General features: G+C 63.1%; 13 protein-coding genes. 4 read left to right on the top strand and 9 right to left on the bottom strand.

Features of this window, described 5'->3' with window-relative positions:
- Positions 1–2: 2 nt before the first annotated feature.
- Genes ACN9MU_RS18510 through ACN9MU_RS18485 form a run of 6 tightly spaced genes read right to left on the bottom strand, consistent with a single transcriptional unit; the run spans position 3 to position 11485 of the window.
- Positions 3–1361 carry an efflux RND transporter periplasmic adaptor subunit gene (locus ACN9MU_RS18510; protein WP_426343261.1) on the bottom strand — a complete coding sequence of 453 codons (1359 nt, stop codon included), beginning with the start codon at positions 1359–1361 and terminating at the stop codon, positions 3–5.
- Positions 1358–7264: an Ig-like domain-containing protein gene (locus ACN9MU_RS18505; RefSeq protein WP_426343260.1), complete on the bottom strand. Its 5907-nt coding sequence runs from the start codon at positions 7262–7264 to the stop codon at positions 1358–1360. The genes ACN9MU_RS18510 and ACN9MU_RS18505 overlap by 4 nt, the downstream gene beginning before the upstream one ends.
- A 1-nt stretch (position 7265) precedes the next feature.
- Complete coding sequence (locus tag ACN9MU_RS18500; protein WP_426343259.1) at positions 7266–8249, bottom strand: tetratricopeptide repeat protein; 984 nt, start codon at positions 8247–8249, stop codon at positions 7266–7268.
- Positions 8250–8292: 43 nt separating this feature from the next.
- Positions 8293–9129 (bottom strand): phage tail protein, encoded by an 837-nt coding sequence (locus tag ACN9MU_RS18495; RefSeq protein ID WP_426318187.1) that lies wholly within the window; start codon positions 9127–9129, stop codon positions 8293–8295.
- Positions 9130–9161: 32 nt separating this feature from the next.
- Entirely contained in the window at positions 9162–9935 is a 774-nt protein-coding gene (locus tag ACN9MU_RS18490) for an efflux RND transporter periplasmic adaptor subunit (protein WP_426161855.1), read from the bottom strand.
- Complete coding sequence (locus tag ACN9MU_RS18485) at positions 9932–11485, bottom strand: TolC family protein (RefSeq protein WP_426161854.1); 1554 nt, start codon at positions 11483–11485, stop codon at positions 9932–9934. The genes ACN9MU_RS18490 and ACN9MU_RS18485 overlap by 4 nt, the downstream gene beginning before the upstream one ends.
- A 490-nt stretch (positions 11486–11975) precedes the next feature.
- Between ACN9MU_RS18485 and ACN9MU_RS18480 the strand changes: the two genes are divergently transcribed.
- Genes ACN9MU_RS18480 through ACN9MU_RS18470 form a run of 3 tightly spaced genes read left to right on the top strand, consistent with a single transcriptional unit; the run spans position 11976 to position 15827 of the window.
- Positions 11976–13973 carry a ferritin-like domain-containing protein gene (locus ACN9MU_RS18480; protein ID WP_426343258.1) on the top strand — a complete coding sequence of 666 codons (1998 nt, stop codon included), beginning with the start codon at positions 11976–11978 and terminating at the stop codon, positions 13971–13973.
- On the top strand, positions 13973–14920 hold the full coding sequence (locus ACN9MU_RS18475) for a DUF692 domain-containing protein (RefSeq protein WP_426344896.1): 948 nt from the start codon (positions 13973–13975) through the stop codon (positions 14918–14920). The genes ACN9MU_RS18480 and ACN9MU_RS18475 overlap by 1 nt, the downstream gene beginning before the upstream one ends.
- Positions 14907–15827 (top strand): putative DNA-binding domain-containing protein, encoded by a 921-nt coding sequence (locus tag ACN9MU_RS18470; protein ID WP_426343257.1) that lies wholly within the window; start codon positions 14907–14909, stop codon positions 15825–15827. Before ACN9MU_RS18475 ends, ACN9MU_RS18470 begins: the two co-directional genes overlap by 14 nt.
- On the opposite strand, the gene ACN9MU_RS18465 is transcribed toward ACN9MU_RS18470, so the two are convergent.
- The 3 genes from ACN9MU_RS18465 to ACN9MU_RS18455 all read right to left on the bottom strand — a co-directional run bounded on the left by ACN9MU_RS18465 (position 15824) and on the right by ACN9MU_RS18455 (position 20482).
- The gene (locus tag ACN9MU_RS18465; RefSeq protein ID WP_426343256.1) at positions 15824–16405 is read right to left on the bottom strand and encodes a hypothetical protein; all 582 of its coding nucleotides are present in this window, start codon (positions 16403–16405) and stop codon (positions 15824–15826) included. The two genes, ACN9MU_RS18470 and ACN9MU_RS18465, sit on opposite strands and share 4 nt — an antisense overlap.
- Before the next feature lie 14 nt (positions 16406–16419).
- Positions 16420–18789 (bottom strand): dockerin, encoded by a 2370-nt coding sequence (locus ACN9MU_RS18460; protein WP_426343255.1) that lies wholly within the window; start codon positions 18787–18789, stop codon positions 16420–16422.
- Positions 18790–18940: 151 nt separating this feature from the next.
- On the bottom strand, positions 18941–20482 hold the full coding sequence (locus tag ACN9MU_RS18455) for an alpha-L-fucosidase (protein ID WP_426343254.1): 1542 nt from the start codon (positions 20480–20482) through the stop codon (positions 18941–18943).
- A gap of 315 nt (positions 20483–20797) precedes the next feature.
- Here ACN9MU_RS18455 and ACN9MU_RS18450 point away from each other — a divergent pair, with 315 nt between their 5' ends.
- A complete protein-coding gene (locus tag ACN9MU_RS18450; RefSeq protein WP_426318179.1) occupies positions 20798–22861 on the top strand; it encodes a beta-galactosidase in 2064 nt (687 codons plus the stop codon).
- The last annotated feature ends 483 nt before the right edge of the window (positions 22862–23344 follow it).

Genomic DNA, 23344 nt, shown 5'->3' with positions numbered 1-23344 from the left:
CCTTAAAGTGCGATGAACTGGCGAATGCTGGCCAACGGCCGGCGCAGTATCCAGTAGATCAGTGGTACACGCTCTCCGCCCAGTTTGGCTGTGCCTTTGAGGCCGATACGCTGGCCGGAGGGGGCGTTCAGCCTCGCGCGCACCCGATAGGCGTAGCTTCCGTCCGGACGAGTCACGGCGCGGTGGCTCATGTAGCGTAGCGAACCGCTCAGTGGCGACATTGGCGTCGTGGCCAGGTAGAGATGTAGTGGGGCGTTGTTGGCCAGGGGGATGGCATCGCCAATCGGTACCCAGGCTTCGATTTCAACATCGTCAGGCGCTGCGACCTGCATGATGCGCTCGCCGGTTTGCACCGGACGGCCTATCCATTCGGATGGATCGTCGAACAGGACGATGCCGGCCTGCGGCGCCAACACCCGCGAGCGCTGCGCCAGGCCTTCAAGGAATTCGGCCTGGGCCTGCTTCTCCGCCACCTTGCCGAGCGCCGCGGCCAGCTGGCTTCGTGCGCGTGGATCGTTGAGCATCAGCTGGGCGTTCTGGCGATACTCTGCCTGTGCGGTGGACAGGGCCTCGCGCGCCACATTCAGCCGGCTGCCAATAGGAGCCTGGTCGAATGAGAACAGCGGCTGGCCAGCCGTCACCACCTGGTTCGGACGTACGGAGATTGCGGCGATCACGCCATCGAGCGGCGCGCGTATGGTGGCCGGATTGGCCGGCACCAGTTCGCCCGGCGCCAGAACCGTCAGCCGAACCGGAAACATCAGCACGGCCAGAAGCACGGCAACAGTGCCCAGCCGGCGAGGCCAGCGCTTGTCCTGGGTGCCGCCTTGCCACCAGCCGCGTAGCAGCGTGGGCAGGCGGCCCAGTGACCAGCCCGGCGGCGGATGCGCGGCGCGCCAGGCGTGCTGCCAGATGTCCATCCATTCGCTCAACAGCGCCAGTTGATGGGGCGGCAGGGCAGCCTCACCGGCCAGCAGCAGGCCGCCTGGACTGGCCAAGCCACGCAGCGGCAACCAGGTCGCGTGCGCTGGCAGCCATTCGTCCCATTCGCCTTTGATGGCAGTTGGAAGCTGGGCTGGATCGATGTCCAGCGGCGTCGTCAGCGTGTGCTGTTCGGAGAGTGTGCGGCAAAGCTGGTCCAGCCACTGCGCGTAGGGTGCATTGGCTTCCACCGTGACCACGGCGGACAGGGTATGCACGCCACTGGACTGGAACCATAGCGCAGCCTGGCGATAAGGCGCCATCGCACGGCTGTCGTTCACCGCCAGGAAGGCCAGTTCGTTGGCACTGGCCGCAGCGCGCGCGCGCTGGGCCAGTTCCAGCAGGAGCAGCAAGGGATTCTGCAGTGCGCCGTCGTTCATGGCGAGAGCGCCGCCAGACGGGCCGCAGCCGCACTGCGCGCCGCGCGCAGCTGTTCACCGAGACTTGACCGGCCGGCCGGTTCTGCATGCCATTCGCTGTGCTTACCGGCTTGCCCATCCTTGGAAACGACAATCTTGAACACCTGTGTTGCGATATGGCCTTTGCTGTCGCGCGCAATGACCTTGAAGCTCAGGGTGCCTTCGAAAGCCGGCGGTGACGTGCCTTCAAAGCGCCCGGTGCGGGCATCAAACCTGATCCATCCGGGAAGCGGTGAACCGTCCGCCGATTGCGCGCTCAACATGACGCTCGCGCTCTTGCTCGATTGGGCAAAGGCATCGCTGCCTATCTGTACGGATATCCGCTGGCCGCTAGCGCTGCTGACATCCGGGATAGGCCGGTATGCCACCAGCGTATCGCCACCCGGCAGTTCCGGCACGATGGCGATCTGGAAGGTGACACCGGTCGATCCTTGTACATCCCTGAAGGCCGTTGCGCTTTGGCCGGGGTCGAATCCTGGAACCGGTGCCAGTGCGACGGTGGCTGGCAGAATGTCCAGCACCGGTTTGGGCGCGGCGCCCGGCCAACTGGAGGCAATGTCCCCGCCCATGCTGGTCAGCGGCAGCACCAATGGCGCCGTCGCAGCCGGGTGGTCCTGCCCCTGCTGTTCATCCCCACCCGGAACGACGGTGAATGGCGCACTGGGCGGGGCAACTGCCATCATCGGCGTAACGGGCAAGGGAATCGCTGGCGGCACCGCAGTATTGATCACCAGCGTGGCGCCGCTATTCCCGGCGGTGTCGCGCACGGCTACTTGGACGCTGCTGGCACCGTTGCTGTTCACGGACCAGGCTCGACCGATGGTGCTGACGGCAGACCAGGTGGTTCCGCCATCTAACGAAGCGTGCAAGGCTTCGCCGGCAGCCAAAGGGGCCGAGAGGGCACCGTCGACGATACCTTCCGTGCTTAGCGAGATGAGCGATGGCGCGGTGGTTGGTGGTGTGGTGTCCAGTGTGAATGCATGCTGCAGTGGCGTGCCGCTCCCGCTGACGCTGGTAACGCGCGCCATCAGGGTGTTGCTGCCATTGAGCGTCACGTTGGCGCTCCAGCTATTTCCGCTGGCATTTGCCGGGCTCCAGGTGGCGCCGCCGTCGACTGACACTTCCACCGTTTGGCCGTTGAACAGTGGGGCCGATAAAGTTCCGCTCACGGTCTGTGCAGCCACGTTGGTGATGAAATCGCTGTTGCTGATGCCGCTATCGGCCGACAGCTGGAAGCCGGTAACCAGTGGCGTGGAGGCGATGGTTAGCTTGCCGGTGCCGCTGCTGGTATTGCCGGCGGAATCGGTGGCGGTCGCAAGGATGTCGTAGCTGCTGTTTTGAGCAAGGGCCAGGGTGCCGCTGGCGGGCGTGGCGCTGGAAAGGTCCAGGCTCCAGTGGCCACCGACCGGGCTGACGATGTATTTCGCACCGCCGACCGTGACGGTAAGCGTCTCGCCGCTAGCAAGCGCAGCGCTGCCTGACAGCACCGGCGCCAGATCGCTACTGAACACGGTATCGGCAGATGGACTGACTGGCGCTGTTGTGTCGAAAACATAGGCTTGCGCGTGGACCGGACCATCGTTGCCGGCGACGTCGCTGACTTTCACCAGCAGGGTATTGCTGGCACTGAGCGTCTGGCCGCCAAGCGACCAGCTATTCTGGCCGACGCTGGCGCTGGCGGCGTGCCAGGTGGCGCCATTGTCCAGGGAAACGTAAACGGTTTCGCCGGCCCCCAGGTTGGTGGACAGCGTGCCACTGAGGACTTGAGCCGCCACGCTGGTGATGAAATCGCTCGCGCTGCTGCCGCTGTCGCCGGAAAAGGATGCGCTGGCGATGGCGGTGCCCGGTGCCGTCGTGTCGAGCACGTAGGCCTTGCTGGTAATGGCGCCATCATTGCCGGCGGCATCTGTCATACGCAGCTGCAAGGTGTTGCTGCCGCTTAGCGTGATGCCGTCCCAGTTCAGCGTCGTGCCGCTGACCTTGCTGGTGATGTCGGCCCAGGTGGCGCCGTTGTCCAGCGAACCAAACAGCCGTTCGCCGCTTGCCATAGCGGCGCTCAGGTTGGCGCTGATGGTTTGCGCGCTGATGTTGGTGACCAGGTCGATATTGCTGATGCCGGTGTCGCTGGAGAAGGCGATATTGCTGAAAGCGGTAGCAGGGGCGGCGGTGTCCAGCACGTAGGCAAAGGAGGCGGCGCTGCCGGCGTTGCCGGCGGGGTCGACGACGCGCACTTGCAATGTATTGCTGCCGGTAAGTACGACGGGTGCGGCAAGCGACCAGCTGTTGCCTGAGGCAAGAGCGGTGGTCCAGGTGGCGCCGTTGTCCAGCGAGACTTGTACGCTGTCCCCGGCCGGCAGGCTCCCGGTCAGCGTGCCGCTGATGCTTTGCGCTGCCACATTGGTGATCAGGTCCGTGCTGGAAATGCCGGTATCGGCCGAGAATGCAGCCGTGCTTCCGGTGACGACAGGCGCAATGGTGTCGATATCAATGTTCTTGTTGGCGCCGAGCGAGCTGGCGGCGCCCGGTGCGGCCAGTGTCAAGGAGGCGCTTTGGCCGCTGGCGCCCGCGTCCGCAATGGTGGCGCCATTAAGGGAAAGGGCGCTGCTGCTGGTGTAATCGAGATCGGCGCTGTTTTCTCCCGCCATCACCGTATAGCTGAAGGTCAGGGTGCTGCTGCCGCTGCCGCCGCTGTACGTAGCGGTACCACCGGAATTGAGTGCCAGCGTCGGCGTGCCGCCGGTAGTGTCAACGTTCACGGTGCCGCTGAAATCGACCGTGATGGTGATGGTGCTGCCAGTGCGATAGGCGCCGTCGGCGGTAGTCGAGCTGATGTTGGTGACACTGGGTTGCGAGCCATCGACCAGGACCGCTGCCGTGCTGCCGACGCTATTCAGCGTGTTGACGCCGATGTTTCCCGCCAAGTCGGACAGCACGCCACCGTTGGATGTCATGGCGCCGACCGTGATGCCGTCACTGTCGCTGTCGCCGTTGACCACGGTATAGCGGAACACCAGGGCACTGGTGCCAGAGCCGGAAAGGTAGTTGGCGTAGCGTGTGGTGGCGCCAATCACCATCGCGATACGCGGCGTGCCGCCACTGGTGTCCACGTATACGGCTTCGCTGAAGTTGACAATGAAGTCCAGCGTATTGCCAGTGTAGTAAGTGGCGTTCGCCGGCACGGACACGGAATTGACCACTGGAGCAGTGGTATCCACTGTCACCGCAATGGCACTGGACGATGCAGAGACATTGCCGGCCGCGTCAGTTGCCGTTGCAGAGATGTTGTGGCTGCCCTCGCCAAGCGTGGTCGAAGTGTAGCTCCAGACACCACCGGTGGCGGTCACGCTGCCCAGCAGTACAGCGGCATCGTAGATCCTGACCGTGCTGCCATTCTCTGCGCTTCCCGTGAACGTAGGCGTGTTGACATTGGTGACCAGGTCGCTGCTGGAAATACCGCTGTCGATGGTCAGCACCGGCGCGGACGGCGCGGAAGGGGCGCCGGTGTCCAGCACATACGCTTGGCTGCTTGCCGCGCCCTGGTTGCCGGCGGCGTCCACTACCTTCAGCTGCACGGTGTTGCTGCCTGTGAGGGTAACGCCCGTCCAGCTCAGCGCGGTGCCGCTGACGTTGCTGGTGATGTTCGTCCATGTGCTGCCGCCATCGAGCGAACCGTACAGGATATCGCCTCCTGCCAGGCTGCCACTCAATGTGGCACTGATGGTCTGGCTGGCGGTATTGGTGATGAAGTCGCCGGCGACTCCGCTGTCGTTGGAGAAAGCCAGGCCGCTGAACGTCGTGCCGGGCGCCGTGGCGTCGTAGACATAGGCCTGGACTAGCACGGTGCCATCGTTTCCGGCAGTGTCGGACACCTTGACGCGCATATTGTTGCTGGCGGTGAGCGTGACGCCTGCCAGCGACCATGTATTCGTGCCGACTGTCGCGGTGGCCGCGGTCCAGGTGGCGCCGTTGTTCATCGAGACGTACACCGTCTCGCCGGATTGCAGGTTGGCCGATAGCGTGCCACTGACCGTTTGCGACCCGACGTTGGTGTTGAAGTCGCTGCCGGAACTGCCGCTGTCGTTCGAGAAGCTGACGGTGCTGATCGTGGTGGCCGGCGCGACGGTATCCAGCGTATAGCTCTTGCTGTAGGTGCTGCTGTCGTTGCCGGCAGCGTCGGTCACCTTCAGCATCAGGGTATTGGTCCCGCTGCCAAGCGTGGCCCCGTTCCACGTCAGCGTGGTGCCGGAAACCTTGGCGGTGATATCGGTCCAGGTGCTGCCACCATCGAGCGAGCCCTTGAGCACATCGCCCGCGCTCAGCGTACTGCCGAGGGTGGCGCTGATGGTCTGGCTGGAGACGTTGGTGATCAAGTCGGTGTTGCTGGCACCGGTATCGGTTCCCAGCGCCGCGTTGCTGAAGGTGGTGGCGGGCGCCGTGGTGTCCAGGGTGTAGGTGTGCGTATAGGCCGTACTGGAGGTATTGGAATTGGAAACGCGGGCCTGGAAGGTATTGCTGCCGGACAGGGTGGTGGTGGTGCTCCAGCTGCTGGAGCCGACGGTGTAGCTGGTGGCATCGCTCCAGGTACTGCCGTTGTCGTAAGACACCTGCACCTTTTCACCCGTGCCCAGCGCACTGCTCAGCGTACCGCTGATCGTCTGGCTGGCAACGTTGGTGATGAAGTCGCTGCTGCTGGTGCCGCTATCGGACGACAGCGAGGCGCTATTGACCACGGCGGCCGGCGCTATCGTCTGGATGTTGATGAAATTAAAATTTTGGAAAAGGGTGAAATCATTTGCGGTCAGCACGATGCTGACTACGTTCCTGACCGTGCTGCCCAAACCTGAGAGGGTTTGCCAGCTGCCGTTTGCCACGCCCGGCGACACCGTGTTGGTATGGTTGCCGGCATCGGTGTATTGGATGCTTATTCCGCTGGCATTGGTGCCCACATCAAGGCCGCTCAGGTCGAACATATAACCAGACTGGGCGGAGATGGTCAGCTTGACGCCACTCCCGGTACTGGTATCGAATGCATACAATCCGTCTGGCCCGAAGGATGCATCCATGCCGACGCCGAAGCTCGGGTCGCCGGCAAAGGTAAAGGTAACGCCATTGACGCTCTTGGTGAACTGGTAGTTCGAATAATCGGCGTCGCTGTTGGTGATGGTGACCAGGGTCAGCAAGTCCTGGTAGTCACTGATGCGCAGCGCCTCGGTTTCAATCTTGCCCGCACGGACTTCAAGCCCCCAGTTGCCGCCTTTGCCGGCGGCGCCGGTCGCGTCGGTCGACGCCGCCACATCGGCGCCGGTCGCGCGTGCCAGGCCATCCAGCAGCGCAGTGCCTTTGCCACCGGCGGCGACATCGCAGGCATAGAACAGCAGGTCGCCGTCGCTGGACAGCGCCTTGCCCAGTTGCGCCAGTTCCCGCTGGGTCGCGGCCGACGACAGCGAGCTCTCGCTCAGGTGCATGGTGCCGAGATCGACCACGCTTTGCGCACCGTGCGACAGGACGTGAATCGCGTCGTAACCGTTTTGGCTGGCAGCCCATTGCGCGATTTGCGCCAGGCCGTCCTTGCTGCCGTCGAATTCGACGATGCCGACGCCGGCGCGCAGGCCGGCTTCCAGAGTCTTGTAGTTGGCCAGCGAGGTATCGACGATCGCCACTTCCTTCTTGCCTTGGTCCTTGGCCGGCTCGGCCGCCCGCACCGTGACCGCGGGCGGGACCGGCGGTGCTTCGTGCGCCTGGGCGGCATGCGCAGCATCGGCGACAGCACCGTCGAACATGAAACGCTGCTCCAGCGGCAGCAGTTGGGAGCTGCGGCGCAGGGGGCGGCGGCGTCGATCGGCGGGGAAGGATGAATCGTTCATGTCAGGCTCCAGGGGATGCGCCGGTGGCGCGAGGTGCGGCAAATTTGGCCAAATGGTCGGCGACTTTCCGGTCCAGTCCGGGGCGCCATTCGGCGGGCATGAGGGCCAGGACACTGGCCAGCAGTTTTTCAGCCGGGGCCGGGTCGGCCAGGCTGGCCTTGGCTGCGCTGGCCCACAGGTAGGCCTTGGCCAGGTGTTCTGCGCTGGGCGCGCCGGTGTCGGCTTGCGGTGGCTGATGGGCATACAGGACGGCGGTAGGCAGGTAGGCTGCGGCGTAGCCGGCGGCAGCCAGGGCTTCCATATTGCCCAGCGCCGCACTGCTGTCGACCGGGCCGCCATCGCCCTGGGACTGCATGATGGCCAGCTGGTACCGTGCCTCGGGCACGTTGTGTCCCGCAGCCAGTTGGTACCAGTGGCGCGCGCCGGCCAGGTCGCGCGGCACGTCGGGATCGTTTTGCAGGTATTTGGCCAGCAACAGCATGGCTGGCGGCGAATTGGCCATCGCGGCCTGGCCGCACAGGTTCAGGCCGCGCACCACATCCCTGGCGACGTAACGACCACGGATGTAGAACTCGGCTGCCGAACACAGCGAGATTTTGTGGCCGCCTTCGGCAGCGGCCAGGTATTCGGCCAGCGCGGCACCCGCGTTTCCAGGTACGTCGGGTGTGCGCATCAGGCAGGTCGCACTGTAGTGCTGGGCGGTCGGAATCTTGCCCCTGGCAGCCTTGGCAAACCAGGCACAGGCGGCATCCTGGTCAACGGGGCGGCCCCAGCCAATCTGGTGAAACAGCCCGAGCATGAATTGAGCCAGTGGATTCTTGCCACTCTGGCGCAGGAATGCAGGATAGGCGTGCGCATAATCGCCTTTGTCCAGCAAAGCGTAGGCGGCATGCAGCGGCTCCGCATGGTCGGATGCCTTTTTTGCGCTCGCTGGCGCCGCAGACAGCGCGGCGGCGAGCAGGAGGGAAATGCGAATAGACTGCATATCGTTCCACTGGCCGCTCTCCCTGAAGAGCGGCCGCGTTGCTTTAGTTGCGGGAAGGGTAAACGCCCTGGGTGGAAATAAAGTAATTCATCACAAGGTAAGGCTGCATATTGCTGAACGGCGTGCTACCGCCGGCCGGGCCGGTGTTGCCGCTGCCCGGCGCGGTGCCGCTCAGCGTGGCGCTGGCCGATGCCGGCAGGGTGACGGGGATCGTGCTGGTGGAGCTCACCGCGATGCTGCCGCCGAAGGTGCCCGCCGCCATGTTGACGTCAGGCGCGGTAGTCGAGTAAATCTTGTTGCTTGGGGAGGCCGTAGTCGCCAGTGCAGCACCTCCGGGAGCCGAGGCTGTACCGTTGCCACTGAACGCTTTCAGCGTCAGGGCGCTGGTATTCGCCGTGAAGGTCGCACCGCTCAGCGCGGCGGTGGCGCCGGTGGCTTTGCTCAGGTCGAGCGTGACCGCGACGCCGTTCAGGCTGGCCGCGCCGGAGCTATGGACGTGGAGAGGCATTTGCGCCATCGTCAGGGTGGCGTTGGCAACGCCGCCAGCTTGGCCCACGGTATAGGGGATGCCATCGGCACCGGTGCCCGCGCCTACCACCACGCGGCCGCGCAGGTCGGGCAGGGCGAACGTGCTCTGCCCGTTGCCGCCATAGGTCGTGCCAAGCAGGGAGAACAAGGCGGAGTTTTGCGAGATGTTCAGCAGCTGACCGGCGGCCGGCAGAAAACCGCGGAAGTCATTGCTGCTCCAGGCCATGATGCAGACTGACGACAAATACGGTTCTGCCGAGCAGGCATAGGCGGCGCTGTTCCAGCCAGCGGCAGCAGCCAGGGTCGCAGTCAGGGTGAGACAACGGGTGATGCGGTGAGAGCGCGAATTCATTGGATCCCCTTTCTTTCCGTTGTGGTAAAAGATCACTTCGGCGTTGGCGGTGTCATCAGCACTTTGCCGCTCATGCCGGCGATCAGCTCGCCGTAGCGGCCTTCGATGACGGCTGTCAATTTGACCGACTGGCTGACCGGGTCGACTTTGGCAGCGATACGCTGCACCTTGGCCGGGTAGGTCTTGCCGGTTTCATCGATACTGACCTGGAAGGCGCTGCCGCTGTGCACCCAGTTGAGCCAGCGCGACGGCACAATGAATTCCAGTTCCAGCGCGCTGTCGTCGATGATCTCCATCAATGCCTGGCCGGGCTGCACATACTGCTGCTCACGCGCCTTTTGCTCGGCGATGCGGCCGGCAAATGGCGCGCTGACCTGGCATTTGCCCAGCAGCGCGCGGCTGGCCCCCACTTCGGCCTGGGCCTTCAGCATTTCCGCCTTTGACACATCCAGCTCGACCTTGCCAACCGAGTTCAGTTGAGCCAGCTTCTGGTTGCCCTTCCAGTTGGTGTCGGCCGCCATCAGCGCCGCCTCGGCCTTGGCCTGCTGCGCTTGCTGCAGCGTACAGTCGAACTGCACCAGCAACTGGCCCTGCTTGAACGATGCGCCTTCAGCCAGCGGCAGGCGATTGATCTTGGCGCCGATCTCGGCGGCAAGGGTCGTGTAGCGGCGCGGCATCAACTGGGCACGGATCTCACGGCTATCGAGCGCAGCGCCGACCGTTGGCGGCGTGGCGGCCCGGGTGCTCAACAGGGGCAGGGCGGCAGCTGCCAGCAGGCTGGCCAGGGTAGTGCGTCCAGCGCTCATTTACCGTCCTTCAGCGGCGGCAGCTGGCCCTGGTTCCAGCGTTGCAGCGACTGCCCGACGGCCGCGGTCAGTTGGTCCAGCGGCATGTTGGCGGCACCTGCGATGGCCGGCTCCATGCCCAGCGTCGCCTGCAGGCGCGAGGCAGCGGCCTGCGCGTTGGACAGCGCCTGGTAGCGGCGCAGCTGCGACAGGACAGTGCTGCTCTGCTGCGAAATGCGGTCCAGGGCCGACTGCTTCTGCACTTCGGCCTGGTTGGCGACGTGCTGGGCGATGCGATTGTCGACGCCCGCAATGGCGTCGGCGCGCTCGTACTGGCGGATCGTGTTGGCATATTGCAGGCGCGCGATATGCAGTTGGCTCAGCACGGCCATTTGGGTCGCCATGCGGCGCTGGTTGGCCAGCGCAACACCATCATCGGCCAGGCGCATCTGTGCCGGGGCCGATAGCAAGCCCAGGAGGTTGAAGGAAATCTGTGCGCCCGCTTCGTTCCAGTTGCGGTGGATCAGGTAGTCGTCATTGCTGTGCTTGACGCCATAGTTGAATGACAGGCCAGGGAAGATCTTCAGCAGCGCACGCCGGGTTTCCTGCTGGGCGATGCGGGCGTTGTAGATGCCTTCGCGCAGGTCCGGGTTGCGCAATAGTGCGTACTCTTCCAGACGGTCGACCGGCTGCTGCAGCCAAGCAGCGTTGACTTCGTTGGCCGGCTCGACCACGGTGTAGTCAGCTGTCAGCGGCAGGTTTGCCAGGGTGGCCAACTCGACTTTGCCGGTCGACAGCTCCTGTTCGATCGTTTCCAGCAGGCGCAGGTTTTCCAGCAGCTGGCGTTGGTAACGCAGCGGTTCCAGCGGCGTACGGATGCGGTCGTCTTCAGCCTTGCGCGCATCCTTGAGCGCCGCCTCGGAATCGGCAATGGTCTGGCGCAGCTGCGGCAGCAGATTTTGCGCCGCCACGACCCGCCAGTAGGCCGAGCGAACGTCCTGCACCAGGTTATTCAGGGCCTTGCGATGGCGCTCGGCGGCGATCAATACACGGTCGGCGTTCTGGCGCGCGGCGTAATAGCTTTGGCCGAAGTCGAGCAGGCTCCAGGAAATGCCAATTTCTGTATTCAGCGCCTGCCGTTCGGAAGAAATATACGGGTGGGCCAGCGACGGTTCACCGGTGACCGAATCGGTGCTGCGCGTGATCAGGTCGTTGCTGCGGTCGCGGTAGCCGGCCGAGGCTACCAGCTTGGGCAGCATATCGTATTTGCCTGCTTCAAAACTGTCCTGAGCCACTGCCAGTTCTATAGCGCGGAAGCGGCGGTCAGCGTTGTATTTGATGGCGCGGGCGATGGCGTTGTCCAAGGTCAGCGGGCCGTTTAGCGGCTCGACGTCGCGGGCCAGGGCGGTTTTGTCCTCCCGCAGCGCGGCGCGCACTTCAGGCAACGTCAGCTTGGCGCCATCGACGTTCAACGTCGAGCAGCCTGACAGGATCAGCAGGCTGGCGGCGCCAAGCGCGATTTTGTTTATTGGACGGTATTTATTCTGAAGCTTGCAAGGAATGGAGCGCATTAATTTGATTTCTCAGTTAATGGTGCCAGGTTATCGAGGAGGTAAGGGTTTGGCTTACTGGCTCATAGGACCATAAAATACATGGGATTTTAGACTTGCCTCTGGAAAAACAATATTCTGTTACGCTTCCGAACGAATGTGTAGGATTTCCGCAACCATCAGGAAAGGGTGGCTGGGCTTGAACTTAGGCTTTCAATTCAATATGTGAGCATTGGAGAGAATTAAATGGAAGGCGGGCGCATGCTTTTTTACTTTTTTAAAAGTATTAATACGTGCTTGCTTTGATAACTAATTATCAGTCCATTTTGTCCGGCTCGTAATTCGCAAGTGTTGCGAAACTCAAGGCAATTCAAGGAGCGGCAACGAAATATTCCGCGAAGTAAATATTTGGAGAGAATTCCGGGCAGGGGACTCGGGCACACTTGCCGAGCTATAGGTCGTAGCGGCACAGCGGGCCGCCCGCTGGTTCACCACCCCGAGGAGAAGCTCCATGCAGATTCCATTGTTGGGCAAGACCATCAAGCCGATTACCGGACGCAGCCTGAAGTTCGTCGAGGAAGACAAGTCGGCCGCACGCGCCATGGCGCAAGCGGCCATCAACGTGGAGCTGTTCACCATTCCCCTGTACATGAGCACCATGTACTCGATCCACGGCATGCACCAGATCAACTCCGACAGCACCACCTACTACAAGGGCCGCGAATGGCCGGGCATGTCGACCCGCGCCATGCCGGGCACGCCGAACGCCAAGGCATTCAACATCATCTTCAGTGTGTTCATCCAGGAGATGCTGCATTTGCAGATGGCCTCCAACATCGCTACGGCCCTGGACGTCAAGCCGTCCTTCACCAGCCTGTCGCTGCAGACGAAAGAGCATGGCTGGCATTGCTATGGACCCGACTGCAGCGTGATTCCCCACATCGTCGACCTGAAGAACACCAGTAACTACAGCCAAGTGCGCGTCAACCTGGAAGCGCTGAACGAAAACCAGTGCAAGCTGTTCCTGGCCATCGAGCAGCCGGAAAAGGATGCGCGCAAGGAACTGGAAGGCGATCCTGAGAACGCGAAGAGGTATTTCCCCGAGGTCCCGTTCGCCGGCTGGCAGGTGGACTACACCGAGCGCAACCTGCCGATGTTCGGCACCATCGGCTGGATGTACGAATGCTATGCCCAGTACCTGAGCATTGAATATGCGGATGGCGAATCGCTGTTCACGAAAATGTTCCGCGCCGGCTCGGTGCAGCAGGACATGTTCAACTCCAAGGCCGATGGCCACCCGAAGAAAGAGTTCCCGCGCTTCGACACCTTGCTGACGACGGAAGACCAGGCCAGCGCCGCCACCGCCTTCGACAAGGTGATCGACATGATGAGTGCGATCTCCGACCAGGGGGAGGGCAATACCATCGAGATCCAGCGCTACCGCAAGCAACGCCTGTTGACTGCGGTGGATGGGAAATACCAGGAAGATCGCGCCGCGCTGGAAGCGGACTATCCATCCTACGACCAGGACGGCAAGCAGTCGCCGTCGCGCGATGCCGCGGCGCGCGCCGACAGCAAGAAGCAGGACCATTTCGAGCGCTTTCTGGAAGTGCGCGAAATCCTCAAGCAGGTCGTGACCTGGGAAACGTGGCATGCGGCATGGGACAAGGAGGGCAAGGGCTGGAGCGCCGCCGACCTGACCAACGCGCAGTACGATCCCGAAACGGCGCCCCACAACATCCCCACGCCGCAGCAGGTGGCCGATGCGCTCAATCGCCTGAAGGCGCAGGGTTCCGCCACCCGCAAGATGCTGAGCGAGGTGGCCGTGGGCGCCATCGCCGGCATCACCACGGTGCTCGACACATACTGGCAGGACCAGGGCGCCAGCTTCCCCTATCCATCGATGGTGGGATCGGGTGACCGCATGTCGATCTGCTGGGCCATCACGGGGCAGTCGGCGGACCTGCGCCACGGCCTGGACGCGCCTGGCAAGGATACCTTGTACCACGCCTGCCAGGGCTTGTCGCTGTCCAAGCCGGATACCGGCGCCAGCTGCGCGGCAATCGAGATCTACCATACCTGCCGCGGTTCCAACGGTTGCCATGCACAGGGCGGCTGCGGCTTCGCGCAGCGCGATACGGGAGGCGGAGGACTGTGCGGCGCCAAGGTGGCACAGGCGCCTGCTGCAGGCAGCACCGGCAAAGTGACGCCATACAGCGCGCCGAGCGACAACAAGTGCGCCAGCTTCGGCGGCTGCGCGGTGCCGATTTCGGCCTCGCAGCTGTATCCGGAGACGGCGCCGCCGCCGGCCATGAAGCTGTACGACTTCGAGGGGCCGGACCACCAGGCGGTGCCGCTGGGGCAGACCATGGCGTTCACCAAGGGCGACTCGGTGTACGAGAAGGCATGGGAAGCCTACAAGGCGGTAATGGCCAAGCGCGGCGCCCCGGTGACGGCGCCCATGCCGGAGCCGACCGACCTGCGCGTGGCCCTGCCGCCATCCACCTGATGGCAGGCGAAGCGCCCGGCAATGTGCGCCAGCGCCTGGGCCTGCCCAATCTTGGGCTCGGCCTGGGCCTGCGCACGCCGCATTTTCAGCACATCCTGGCGGATGGTCCCGGTGTCGACTGGTTCGAAATCATCAGCGAGAATTTCATCGGCCACCACGGCCATGCGCGTCATGTGCTGGAGACCGTGGCGTGCCAGGTGCCGCTGGTCATGCACGGAGTGTCGCTGTCGATCGGCAGCACGGCGCCGCTCAACTTCGCCTATCTGGACGGATTGAAGCGGCTGGCCGGCGACATCGGGCCGGCCTGGGTCTCGGACCACCTGTGCTGGACCGGCGTGGCATCGCACAACGCGCACGACCTGCTGCCGCTGCCGTTGACGGACGCGTGCCTGGCCCACGTGACGGCGCGCGTGCGCCAGGTGCAGGACTACCTGGAGCGCCCGCTGGTCCTGGAGAATCCCAGCAGCTATGCGGAGTTCCGCGCCTCGCAGATGCCGGAATGGGAGTTCCTCGGACGGCTGGCGGAAGCCACCGGCTGTGGCTTGCTGCTCGACGTGAACAATGTGTACGTTTCGGCCTTCAACCATGGCTTTGACGCGGCGGAATACATCCGGCGCCTGCCGCACGGGCGCATCGTCCAGATCCACCTGGCCGGGCCGGCGGACTGCGGCGCCTACCTGGTCGACACGCACGATGCGCCGGTGCCCGGGCCTGTATGGCAGCTGTACGCGCTTGCCCAGCGCCTGACGGGCGGGGTGTCGACCCTGCTGGAATGGGATGCGAAGATTCCCTCCTATCCGGAATTACTGGACGAACTGGGCAAGGCGCGCCAGGTCCTCCGCGGCGAGGTGCCGCTGAGCGTTGCCGCCGCGCGCCGCGAAGGCGCCGTTTCGACGCCGCTCGATTTCTGCCTGGGGCAGGGGGATGGCGTCGATGTCTCTGCCTGATTTGCAAGCCTGGTTCCTGACGGTGATGACGTCGCCGGGTGGCGTCGAGCAGGGGCAGGCGCTGGCGCTGCAACGCCATGGCTGGCGCCTGGACGACGTGATCGCCCACGGCCATGGGGCAGCGCCGGCCGCGCGCATGCGCATCTACGCCGACGGCTATGTGCTGCGACTGTTGGACTGCCTGCGCGCCGACTACCCACTGGTGCACAAGCTGTTGGGCGAGGACTTGTTTTCCTTCTTTGCGAGAGGCTACATCTGGCGCCATCCTCCATCCACCACATCGCTGTATGACCTGGGCGCGGGTTTTGCCGGCTTCCTGGCCGCGAGCCAGGCGGGACAGGGCGCCGATGGGGCACTGCGGTTGCCGGTCGCGCTGGCGCAGTTGGAGCGCGCCTGCACCGAGGCTGGCCGAGCGCCCGGGCTAGAGGCTGCCGGCCGCGCCGCCGGGCAAGCCGTCTCGCCGCTGGATTGGTTGATGGGGGGCGATCCCTTGCTGCGCACGCCGGCCTGCCTGCGCCTGCTGGACCTGGACGTGCCGGCGCTTGACTATGCGCGCGCCCTGCTTGCCGCCGACGACGTACCGCCCGCGCCGGCACGCGCACGTTCGCTGCTCACAGTGACGCGCATGGCATTCCGCGTCGGCATGAAGGAACTGCAGGAGTGGCAATACCATTTTCTGGCCCGGCTGGTGGCCGCCGGTCCCGAGGGCATGCTAGCCAGCCAGTGTTTGCCACTGGCGGCGCGGCACGCCGATTTGTCCGAGCACGACATGCGGGTCAACCTGCTGGCCTGGCTGCCCGGTGCCTTGGCGGCGGGCCTGATTCATAGTCTCCCTACAGGCAATGAGTCGGACAAGGGGCGCGCGGCAGGTGGATGCGATCCATTTGCCGCGGCTTCACAGGATTAGCGTCGGCGTCGCGTGAATCCGGCGGCAGCAAATCCCGCCAGCATCAGCGACAAAGTCCCTGGCAAGCCTACGGCCCGGGTGGAAGCTTCGACATCGATGTTGTCGATCTGGGTGAATGCGCCGGAGCTGATGCGCAGTTCCATGATGCCGGTCAAGGCCGTGGCCCAGATGCCTGCGTCCTGGATGACGCCAACCAGTTTCCCATCGGCGGAGATGGAGCTCCAGTCTGCGAAGTAGTCAAAGCCACTCAGGTTGAACAAGCCGCCACCGATGCGGGTCAGCGTGACGAACGTGTCGGAGCCGTTGTCAAGGCCGTCATGCCAGTTGTAGGTCTGCGGTTCGAAAGTACCGCTGCCAACATTGGCCGCACCTGGTGCTGCATTAGGGGCGTGCAGGGTTAGCTGGAAACCCGACTCCTCGTACTTCAGGTTCGGTCCATCGTAGCGCATGCTGTCCGCCAGCGGAAAGCCGTCGCCATACATCATCTCGGTAAGCTTGCTGAACTCCAGGACGGTCGCGCTAGCGCTGCTTGCTGCCATGCTGAAGCACAAGGCGGCCAGGATAGTATTGAGTTTCACGGTTTCTCCCTTTTTCAATAGCTGAACACGACGCCACGGCCTGCGGCGCTGGCAAACACGCGTCCCGGCACGGACTGGTCGGCTGCGAGGTTGCCGAGGCCCGCGTATTGGTGCTTGTCGTCGTTGATACGGCGCCAGGTCGCGCCGCCATCGTCGGAACGATGCACGCCCCATACGTTGCTGATGGTGCCAACGATGTAGATGGTCGAGGAATAAGTGGCGCCGGCAGTCGCCTTGCCCAGCGCGATCGAAGTCGCACCGTATACTTCCGGGTACATCCACGCCGGCTGGTTGCCCCAGTCGGGCGCCGTGGCCTGCAGCCTGGTCCAGCTCACGCCCGAATCGGTCGAGTGGAGGAGGCTGAAGCCATCAGCCACCCAGATGTCGCCCTCGGCATTCGGGTTGACGGCGACCGACGAGTGGGAGAAATCTGCAACCCGCGCTCCGGCAGCAGTGAAGGCGGTGCTCTCGGTGAAGGTGTGGCCGCCGTCGATCGAGTACCAGAAGTGCGCAGTATCGGACCACTGGTTCCACCATGCGCCGCCCGAGTTGAAGGCGTACACCTTGAGTGGATTCTTGCGGTCGGCAACGATGCGGTAGCCGCGGTTGATACCCACCGCACTGAGGGCTGGCAGGTTGGTATAGGCCCAGCTGGCGCCGTTATTGGTGGTGTAGGCGGGCCGCGAGTTGGCCGGCGCCCAGACAATGTTCCCTGGCATGGTCACGGCGATGTTCGATTCGCCACCCTGGTTGGCCAGGGCATCCGGGTGGTTGGCGGCAAATGCCGTCCAGGTCACGCCGGAGTCGGTGGAGTATGCGCCGGCGACGTTCGGCGTGTTCCACACCGGCGTGCCGATCGCAGCGATGTAAGCGGGGGCAGACCACGCCATGTCGGCGCTGTTGCCATTGCCGAACCATCCGCGGGGGCCGCGCGTTGGCGTTTTCAGGAGTTCGGTCTGGACGTGCATGCCGATATCGCCCGAACTTCTCAGCAGGGTGTAGCTGGCCCCCTTTGGTGGCGTCATCAGGGCAAGAGTGGCGGTTTCTTCGAGGCCGGTGACCGCGAGATTCCAGCTGGGCGAGGCTGCTGAAGCGTTCCTGGTTTCCCAGACCCCGCCGCCGAATACGTGCAGGATGCGGTCTGGGTTGTGCGGGTCGATTTCGACATCGTCCACCCAGCCGGAAAAGTCGACGTCAGCCGGGGTATGGGGCGTCATCGAAGCGATTTCACGCCAGGTCAGGCCCGCGTCGTCCGAGAGCTGGACGATAGGCTGGCCCTGCCAGTTGCCCCAGGAATTCGTGACGCCGAGCGCAATCCGGGTGGCCGGTCCCGAGCCGGAGACTGACAGGCCGCCCATGCCGAAGTTGACCCACTGTTGCGTATCGTAGCTTTTCAACAGGGTCCAGTTGCTGCCGTCGAACTTGTAAAGCTTTGCCGGACCGCCAGCGCCTGGGCCCATATCGCGGGTGAACGCGACATAGATCATGCCGTCTTTGGCACGGGCCATGTGCGGGATGTGGTATCCGGTCACCGGGGTGGGTACACCCGTCCAGCTTGCGCCGCCGTCGTTCGACTTGTACAGGTTGAAGGCCAGGCCTGCCGCAGTTGCATAATCGGGACCGACGGCAGCGTAAAGACCCTGCGTGGCAGTGCCTGCGCCGGTGCTCGAGGTGTCGAACAACACTGCTTCGATGCCGGCCGAGGTGCGTCCGGGCAGCGAGGGGATCTGCTCGGCGGGATACTGGAACGACGACAGCGCGCTGACTTGCGCCCAGGTCTGGCCATAGTCCGCGCTCTTCCAGAGACCGGCAGTGCGCGAACCGTAATACAGGACGGCGGACTGGTTCGGATCGACCATCAGGCGTTCGCCGATGGCGCGGCCCGGGTCGTTGGACCCGACGCGGAAGGGGAGATCGACGTGGGTCCAGTTATCGCCGCGATCCGTTGAAACATACAGGCGGCCATTGGTGCCGGCCCAGTCATACATTCCCGTGACCAGGTACACGCGCTTGTCGTCGTTGGCGTCCAGCGCGATGCTTTCCGCACCGTTGAAAAATTCTTCCCTGATCCCGAAGCCGTCGGTGATCGGGGTCCAGGCTGAGGTCGCCGCATCCCAGCGGTAGCTGCCGCCCATGTCAGTACGCGCGTACAGCACGTTGGGGTTGGTGGGGTGAAAGACCAGCCCGGGTACATAGCCGCTGCCGCCGTACTTCACGTTCATCCAGCGCGTGCCTGTTGCCGTGGTAGTGCTGGTGCTGGCGCTGGTGCTGGCGGTGACAGTGGCGGCGAAAGCAGGCGACTGGGTAGACGGACTACTGCCGCCTCCACAGGCCGCCACCAGGCCGGCCATGAGGCAGGCGAGGGCGAGAGTTTGCTTCTTCATCCTTTGGCTCCAAGAGAATTTATTGAACTGCGATTGTTGGAATGACAGACCGTTCGGCCGGTCCAGCCCAGCCTACGCGGAAGCCGGGACGGGGTGTCGCATTCGCGTTTGCAAATCCTTGAATGTGCAGAAAGTTGAAGAGATTTACACGCTATTGGAAGGTGACGCGGAAGCTGGCTGCCATTGTGTCCAGCCGGCCGGCAGGCAGGCGGATTGTCAAGGCCTCGTCAGACAGTTCCCAGGACAGCGGGGCTGGACTGCCCAACAGGGTGACAGTCTTTATTGGCCGCGGCTCCAATCCGGCCTTCCGGCCCAGCGATTGGACGCGCACCTCGGTTCCGGGCGTGCCAAGGGTGATGGCGTATAGAGCTCCATCCTTGGCGGTAAAGCGGATATCCTGCGGTGTATAGGCGGCGTTCTCATTGAAATGGCCGGACGACGCCTTGGTCGGCCCTTCGCCAAAGACTTTCCAGGGGCGAGTCCCATAGATCGCATCGCCATTGACCGCCATCCACTCTGCCATCTCCTTCAGGAAACGCATCGGCTCGGGCGGCAGGCTGCCGTCCGGGTACTGCACCACGTTCAGCAGCAGGTTGCCGTTCTTGCTGACGATATCGGCCAGCATATGCACCACCTCGCTGATGCTCTTGTATTTATAGCCTTCGCTGTAGAACCAGTCGCCGATCGAGGTGTCGGTCTGCCAGGGACGGGGATTGATGCCGTCCATGACGCCGCGCTCCACGTCCTGCACGCCGGCTTCGCGGATGAATTCGCCCGAGCCGATATCCTTGTGGTTGTACACCGCTTCCAGCTTGCCGCCGTGCTTGGCGGCGTTGGCATTGTAGAAGTTGGCCACCAGGGTGCGGCCCACTTTATCGAAGGGAATGCCGCCATCGGAATAGAGCAGGTCGGGCTGGTAGCGCGTCACCAGGTCGGTGATGCGGTTGAACCACTCCTGCTGGAAGCGGGCATCGGTGGTGTACCAGGTGCTTGAATTGCGGTAGGGCTGGTCGGTCGGGCGGTGATAGAGCGATGTGTATTTTGGATCGGCGCCGTCATATGGCACACCCAGCATGGGCCAGGCCTGGTCGTAGCCATGGCTTGGTGCGAACCAGCTGTAGCTTGCGCCCAGGTGTTCCGATACGCCAAAGCGCAGGCCAGCCTTCAACGCGGCTTTCTTCCAGTCGCCGACGATGTCGCGCTTCGGCCCCATCTTGACTGCGTTCCATTCATGAAAGCGCGAGTCCCACAAATCGAAGTTGTCGTGATGGACGGCCATGCTGACGAAATAGCGCGCACCTGCCTTCTTGTACAGGGCCATCAAGGCATCGGGATCGAATTTCTCCGCTTTCCAGAGGGGGATGATGTCCTTGTAGCCGGACTTGGACGGATGCCCATAGTGTTCAAGATGGTGTTTGTACTGATCGGTCCCGTAGATGTACATATTGCGCGCATACCAGTCGCCCGCGCGCGGCACGGATTGTGGCCCCCAGTGCGACCAAATGCCGAACTTCGCGTCGCGGAACCAGTCGGGAGCCTGGTAAGTTTTGAACGTTGCTGCGTCCGCGCGGAATGGCCCCGGAACGCTGGTTAACTGTAGGGTGGAATCCTCGGCGTGGACAGCCGAGAGTGGGATGCACGAGGTGAGCAGTGGCACGGCAAAGGCCAGCAATGTGGCGCGGCGATTCGGCATTCGGTCTCCGGATGTTAAGAACTTGTAGGGATGGAGACAGGTTAGAGGCAAACGGTTGCATGGACAAGCGATACCAGGGCACTGGAGTTCAGAGTACGAAATTTCGTTGGCCAGCTTGGTAACTTTCGCAATCGCCTCGCCTCTGGCACCGCTCGCACAATGGATTGATCCATCCCGCGGCCACGCTCGGCAATGTGCCCCCGTTTTTCCAGTTGTTGAATTTCATTGAATGCGTTGACCATTTTCGCAATTGCAGTGCGATGCGGATGCTCGCAGAATGCGAGGCTAAAAATTCCGAATGCACCCCGCACAGTCATGAAATTCAATTCAATCGCTGCCGCGTGCACGCTGGCGCTAGCCTCCTTCTCCAATGCCGATGTTTGGGCGCAATCTGCGGAAGGCCATCCCGGATGGCCTGGCGCCGGACAGCTATTTGTCGGCACCAACTACCAACCCTTCGACCGTAGGGACCGCGATCAGATTGAGCGCGACATCCAGCGCATGAAGCAGGCTGGGATGAAAGTGGTGCGCATGGGCGACCTGGCCTGGGATGCCTTCGAGCCAGCCGAGGGGAAATTCGACTTCAGGCTGTTCGACTGGATCATGGACCGGATGCAGGCCGCCGGCCTGAAGGTCATCATGGATATCCCGGGACAGCCGGCGCCGGTATGGCTGCACAAGAAGTATCCCGGCGTCGGCATCGTCACCGAGCGCGGTGCGTGGCTCGATCCGGTCGAGCGTTACATGGACGATACCAGCGACCCCGACTACCGGCGCCTGCTGTTACGCCTGGCCGACACCATGACCAGGCGCTATGCGAAGCACCCGGCGCTGTTCGCCATCGGCTACAACAACGAAAGCGGCAATGGCATGGTGTCGTACTCCGAGGCTGACCGCAAGCGCTTCATCCGCTGGCTCAAACGCAAGTACGGTAGCCTGGCCGCCTTGAACAAGGCCTGGGCTGCGCAGCGCTGGTCGCGCCACCTCAGTAACTGGGATGAGGTGCGCCTGCCGTATATCGAAGGCGCTGGTCCCTACGAGCGCTACCTCGACATGCGTCGTTTCTGGTCCGACCAGACTGTTGAAGTGCTGGAGCTGCTCGAAGCGGTACGCAAGAAAAATGTGCCGGACAAGCCCGCCATCTCCAACCTATGGGACAGCGCAGGGCGCAAGGGCTTCGACTATTTGGCCACGTACCGCAATTATGTGAGCTACGGCGCGATGGGCTTCTACCCTGGCGATCCGCTGGGCGCCGGCTTCGAAGCGACGATGATGCGTGCCGGCATGAAGGCTCCGATCTGGTTCAACGAATTCACTGCTGGCGGCCCGGGATATTATGGCACCCCGGGGCGCTCCCGGATGTGGGCGCACTTTGGCCTGCTGATGGGCGCGCAGGCGGTGATGCCATGGACGTGGCACAGCCACCACGGCGGCGAGGAGCAGGCTTTGTTCGGCCTGGTCGACCACGATGACCGGCCCTCATGGAAGCTCGATGAGTTTGCTACCATCGCGAAGGAGTTCAGCCAATTGGAAAAGCTGGGCTTCCCCCGCCTCCAGCAATCCGAGGTCGCGATCGCCTACGCGTTTGACAATATGATCGCCACCAACTTGCCGAAGGAGGGCATGAACAACACGGTGCGCCCTTACCTCAACCCGGGTTACATGAAGCAGGCACATAACGCTTACGAGCCGCTGTTCAAGGACAATATCGACGTGGCCATCATTCACATCGGCCACGAGGACCTGAGACGCTACAAGCTGGTGATCGTGCCCGGCCTGTATCTGCTCGACGCGGCATCGACCGCCAGGTTGCGCGAGTTCGTCGCCGCCGGCGGCACTGTCATCATGACCGCGCAGTCGGCCAAGGTGAATGACAACAATCAGTGGCACGACACTCCGCTGCCAGGCGGCCTGTCCGACGTGTTTGGCCTGCGTACCAACGCGTTCTACAACGCAGGCACATTGCAGACCACGGTTGCTGGTGCAGAAATCAAGGCCGAACTGGGGACCTACGAGGTGCTGGAACCTTCCACGGCCGAAGTGCTGGCACGTTTTGACAATGTTGACGGCAAGACGCCCGCCATCACGCTCAACCGCTACGGCCAGGGACGCGCCATCTACGTCGCCACGGCTGCGCATCCGCAGCTCATGCGCCCGTTGTACCGCCAGCTTTACGCGAGCCTGGGCATTGCACCGGGGCCGCAGACGCCCGATGGGGTTTACGCGCGCGTTGTGGCTGGCCGTACGCTCTACGTCAACACTACGGGCGAGACCAAGGACGTGGTGCTTGGTGGCGCCATGAACGGTGTGCTCACCGGAAATCGCTGGCCAGGCGTGCTGCGCCTTGGCCCCTTGGGCGTCGACCTCCTCGAGAAGTGACCTGAAGCGCGCTCTGTTCTCGCAGTTGCACCCAGGTCATCCACCAAGCCAAGCCCCTGACTCCCCAGGGGCTTTTTTTGTTTCTGCCGGCCGAACGAAAGCGGCCTGAGGGCACCGGCCAATCAAGATCATTCGTGCGCGATCACCATGCGCGCCCGAAACGCCAACTGCCGCGCGGGCGCCCGGTGGAAATGTTCTTGAAATCGCTGTCGGATGAATGAAATTCGGTTTTCATCCTGCATTTATTGATAAGTGGATCATTCAGTAATTCGTTTGATTTTTATCAAATCCGAGGCTTGGACATCGGATATTGTCTAGACAAATTTGATCCAGATCAATTACCCGCTCAGAGCTACGAGTGCTGAGGGAACTGGGCACCGCAATGTCATAGTTGCAAGTATGTAAGACCCCGCGGCAATCGCTGCCAGCGGCATTTTTCTAATGCCGGAACGGGGGCGCCGTTACGCTTTGGTGAATTTGCAG

This window comes from Pseudoduganella sp. R-32, assembly GCF_049913245.1.
GTDB lineage: Bacteria > Pseudomonadota > Gammaproteobacteria > Burkholderiales > Burkholderiaceae_D > Rugamonas.
Note: the sequence above shows the minus strand (reverse complement) of the source record. Positions and strands in the feature narration are given on the sequence as shown.

What these genes read in the sequence shown, in the direction of transcription:
- ACN9MU_RS18460 (WP_426343255.1), bottom strand. Translation starts at nt 18,789, where the DNA reads ATGAAGAAGCAAACTCTCGCCCTCGCCTGCCTCATGGCCGGCCTGGTG.
- ACN9MU_RS18475 (WP_426344896.1), top strand. Translation starts at nt 13,973, where the DNA reads ATGGCAGGCGAAGCGCCCGGCAATGTGCGCCAGCGCCTGGGCCTGCCC.
- ACN9MU_RS18510 (WP_426343261.1), bottom strand. Translation starts at nt 1,361, where the DNA reads ATGAACGACGGCGCACTGCAGAATCCCTTGCTGCTCCTGCTGGAACTG.
- ACN9MU_RS18480 (WP_426343258.1), top strand. Translation starts at nt 11,976, where the DNA reads ATGCAGATTCCATTGTTGGGCAAGACCATCAAGCCGATTACCGGACGC.
- ACN9MU_RS18470 (WP_426343257.1), top strand. Translation starts at nt 14,907, where the DNA reads ATGTCTCTGCCTGATTTGCAAGCCTGGTTCCTGACGGTGATGACGTCG.
- ACN9MU_RS18450 (WP_426318179.1), top strand. Translation starts at nt 20,798, where the DNA reads ATGAAATTCAATTCAATCGCTGCCGCGTGCACGCTGGCGCTAGCCTCC.
- ACN9MU_RS18490 (WP_426161855.1), bottom strand. Translation starts at nt 9,935, where the DNA reads ATGAGCGCTGGACGCACTACCCTGGCCAGCCTGCTGGCAGCTGCCGCC.
- ACN9MU_RS18500 (WP_426343259.1), bottom strand. Translation starts at nt 8,249, where the DNA reads ATGCAGTCTATTCGCATTTCCCTCCTGCTCGCCGCCGCGCTGTCTGCG.
- ACN9MU_RS18485 (WP_426161854.1), bottom strand. Translation starts at nt 11,485, where the DNA reads ATGCGCTCCATTCCTTGCAAGCTTCAGAATAAATACCGTCCAATAAAC.
- ACN9MU_RS18495 (WP_426318187.1), bottom strand. Translation starts at nt 9,129, where the DNA reads ATGAATTCGCGCTCTCACCGCATCACCCGTTGTCTCACCCTGACTGCG.
- ACN9MU_RS18455 (WP_426343254.1), bottom strand. Translation starts at nt 20,482, where the DNA reads ATGCCGAATCGCCGCGCCACATTGCTGGCCTTTGCCGTGCCACTGCTC.
- ACN9MU_RS18505 (WP_426343260.1), bottom strand. Translation starts at nt 7,264, where the DNA reads ATGAACGATTCATCCTTCCCCGCCGATCGACGCCGCCGCCCCCTGCGC.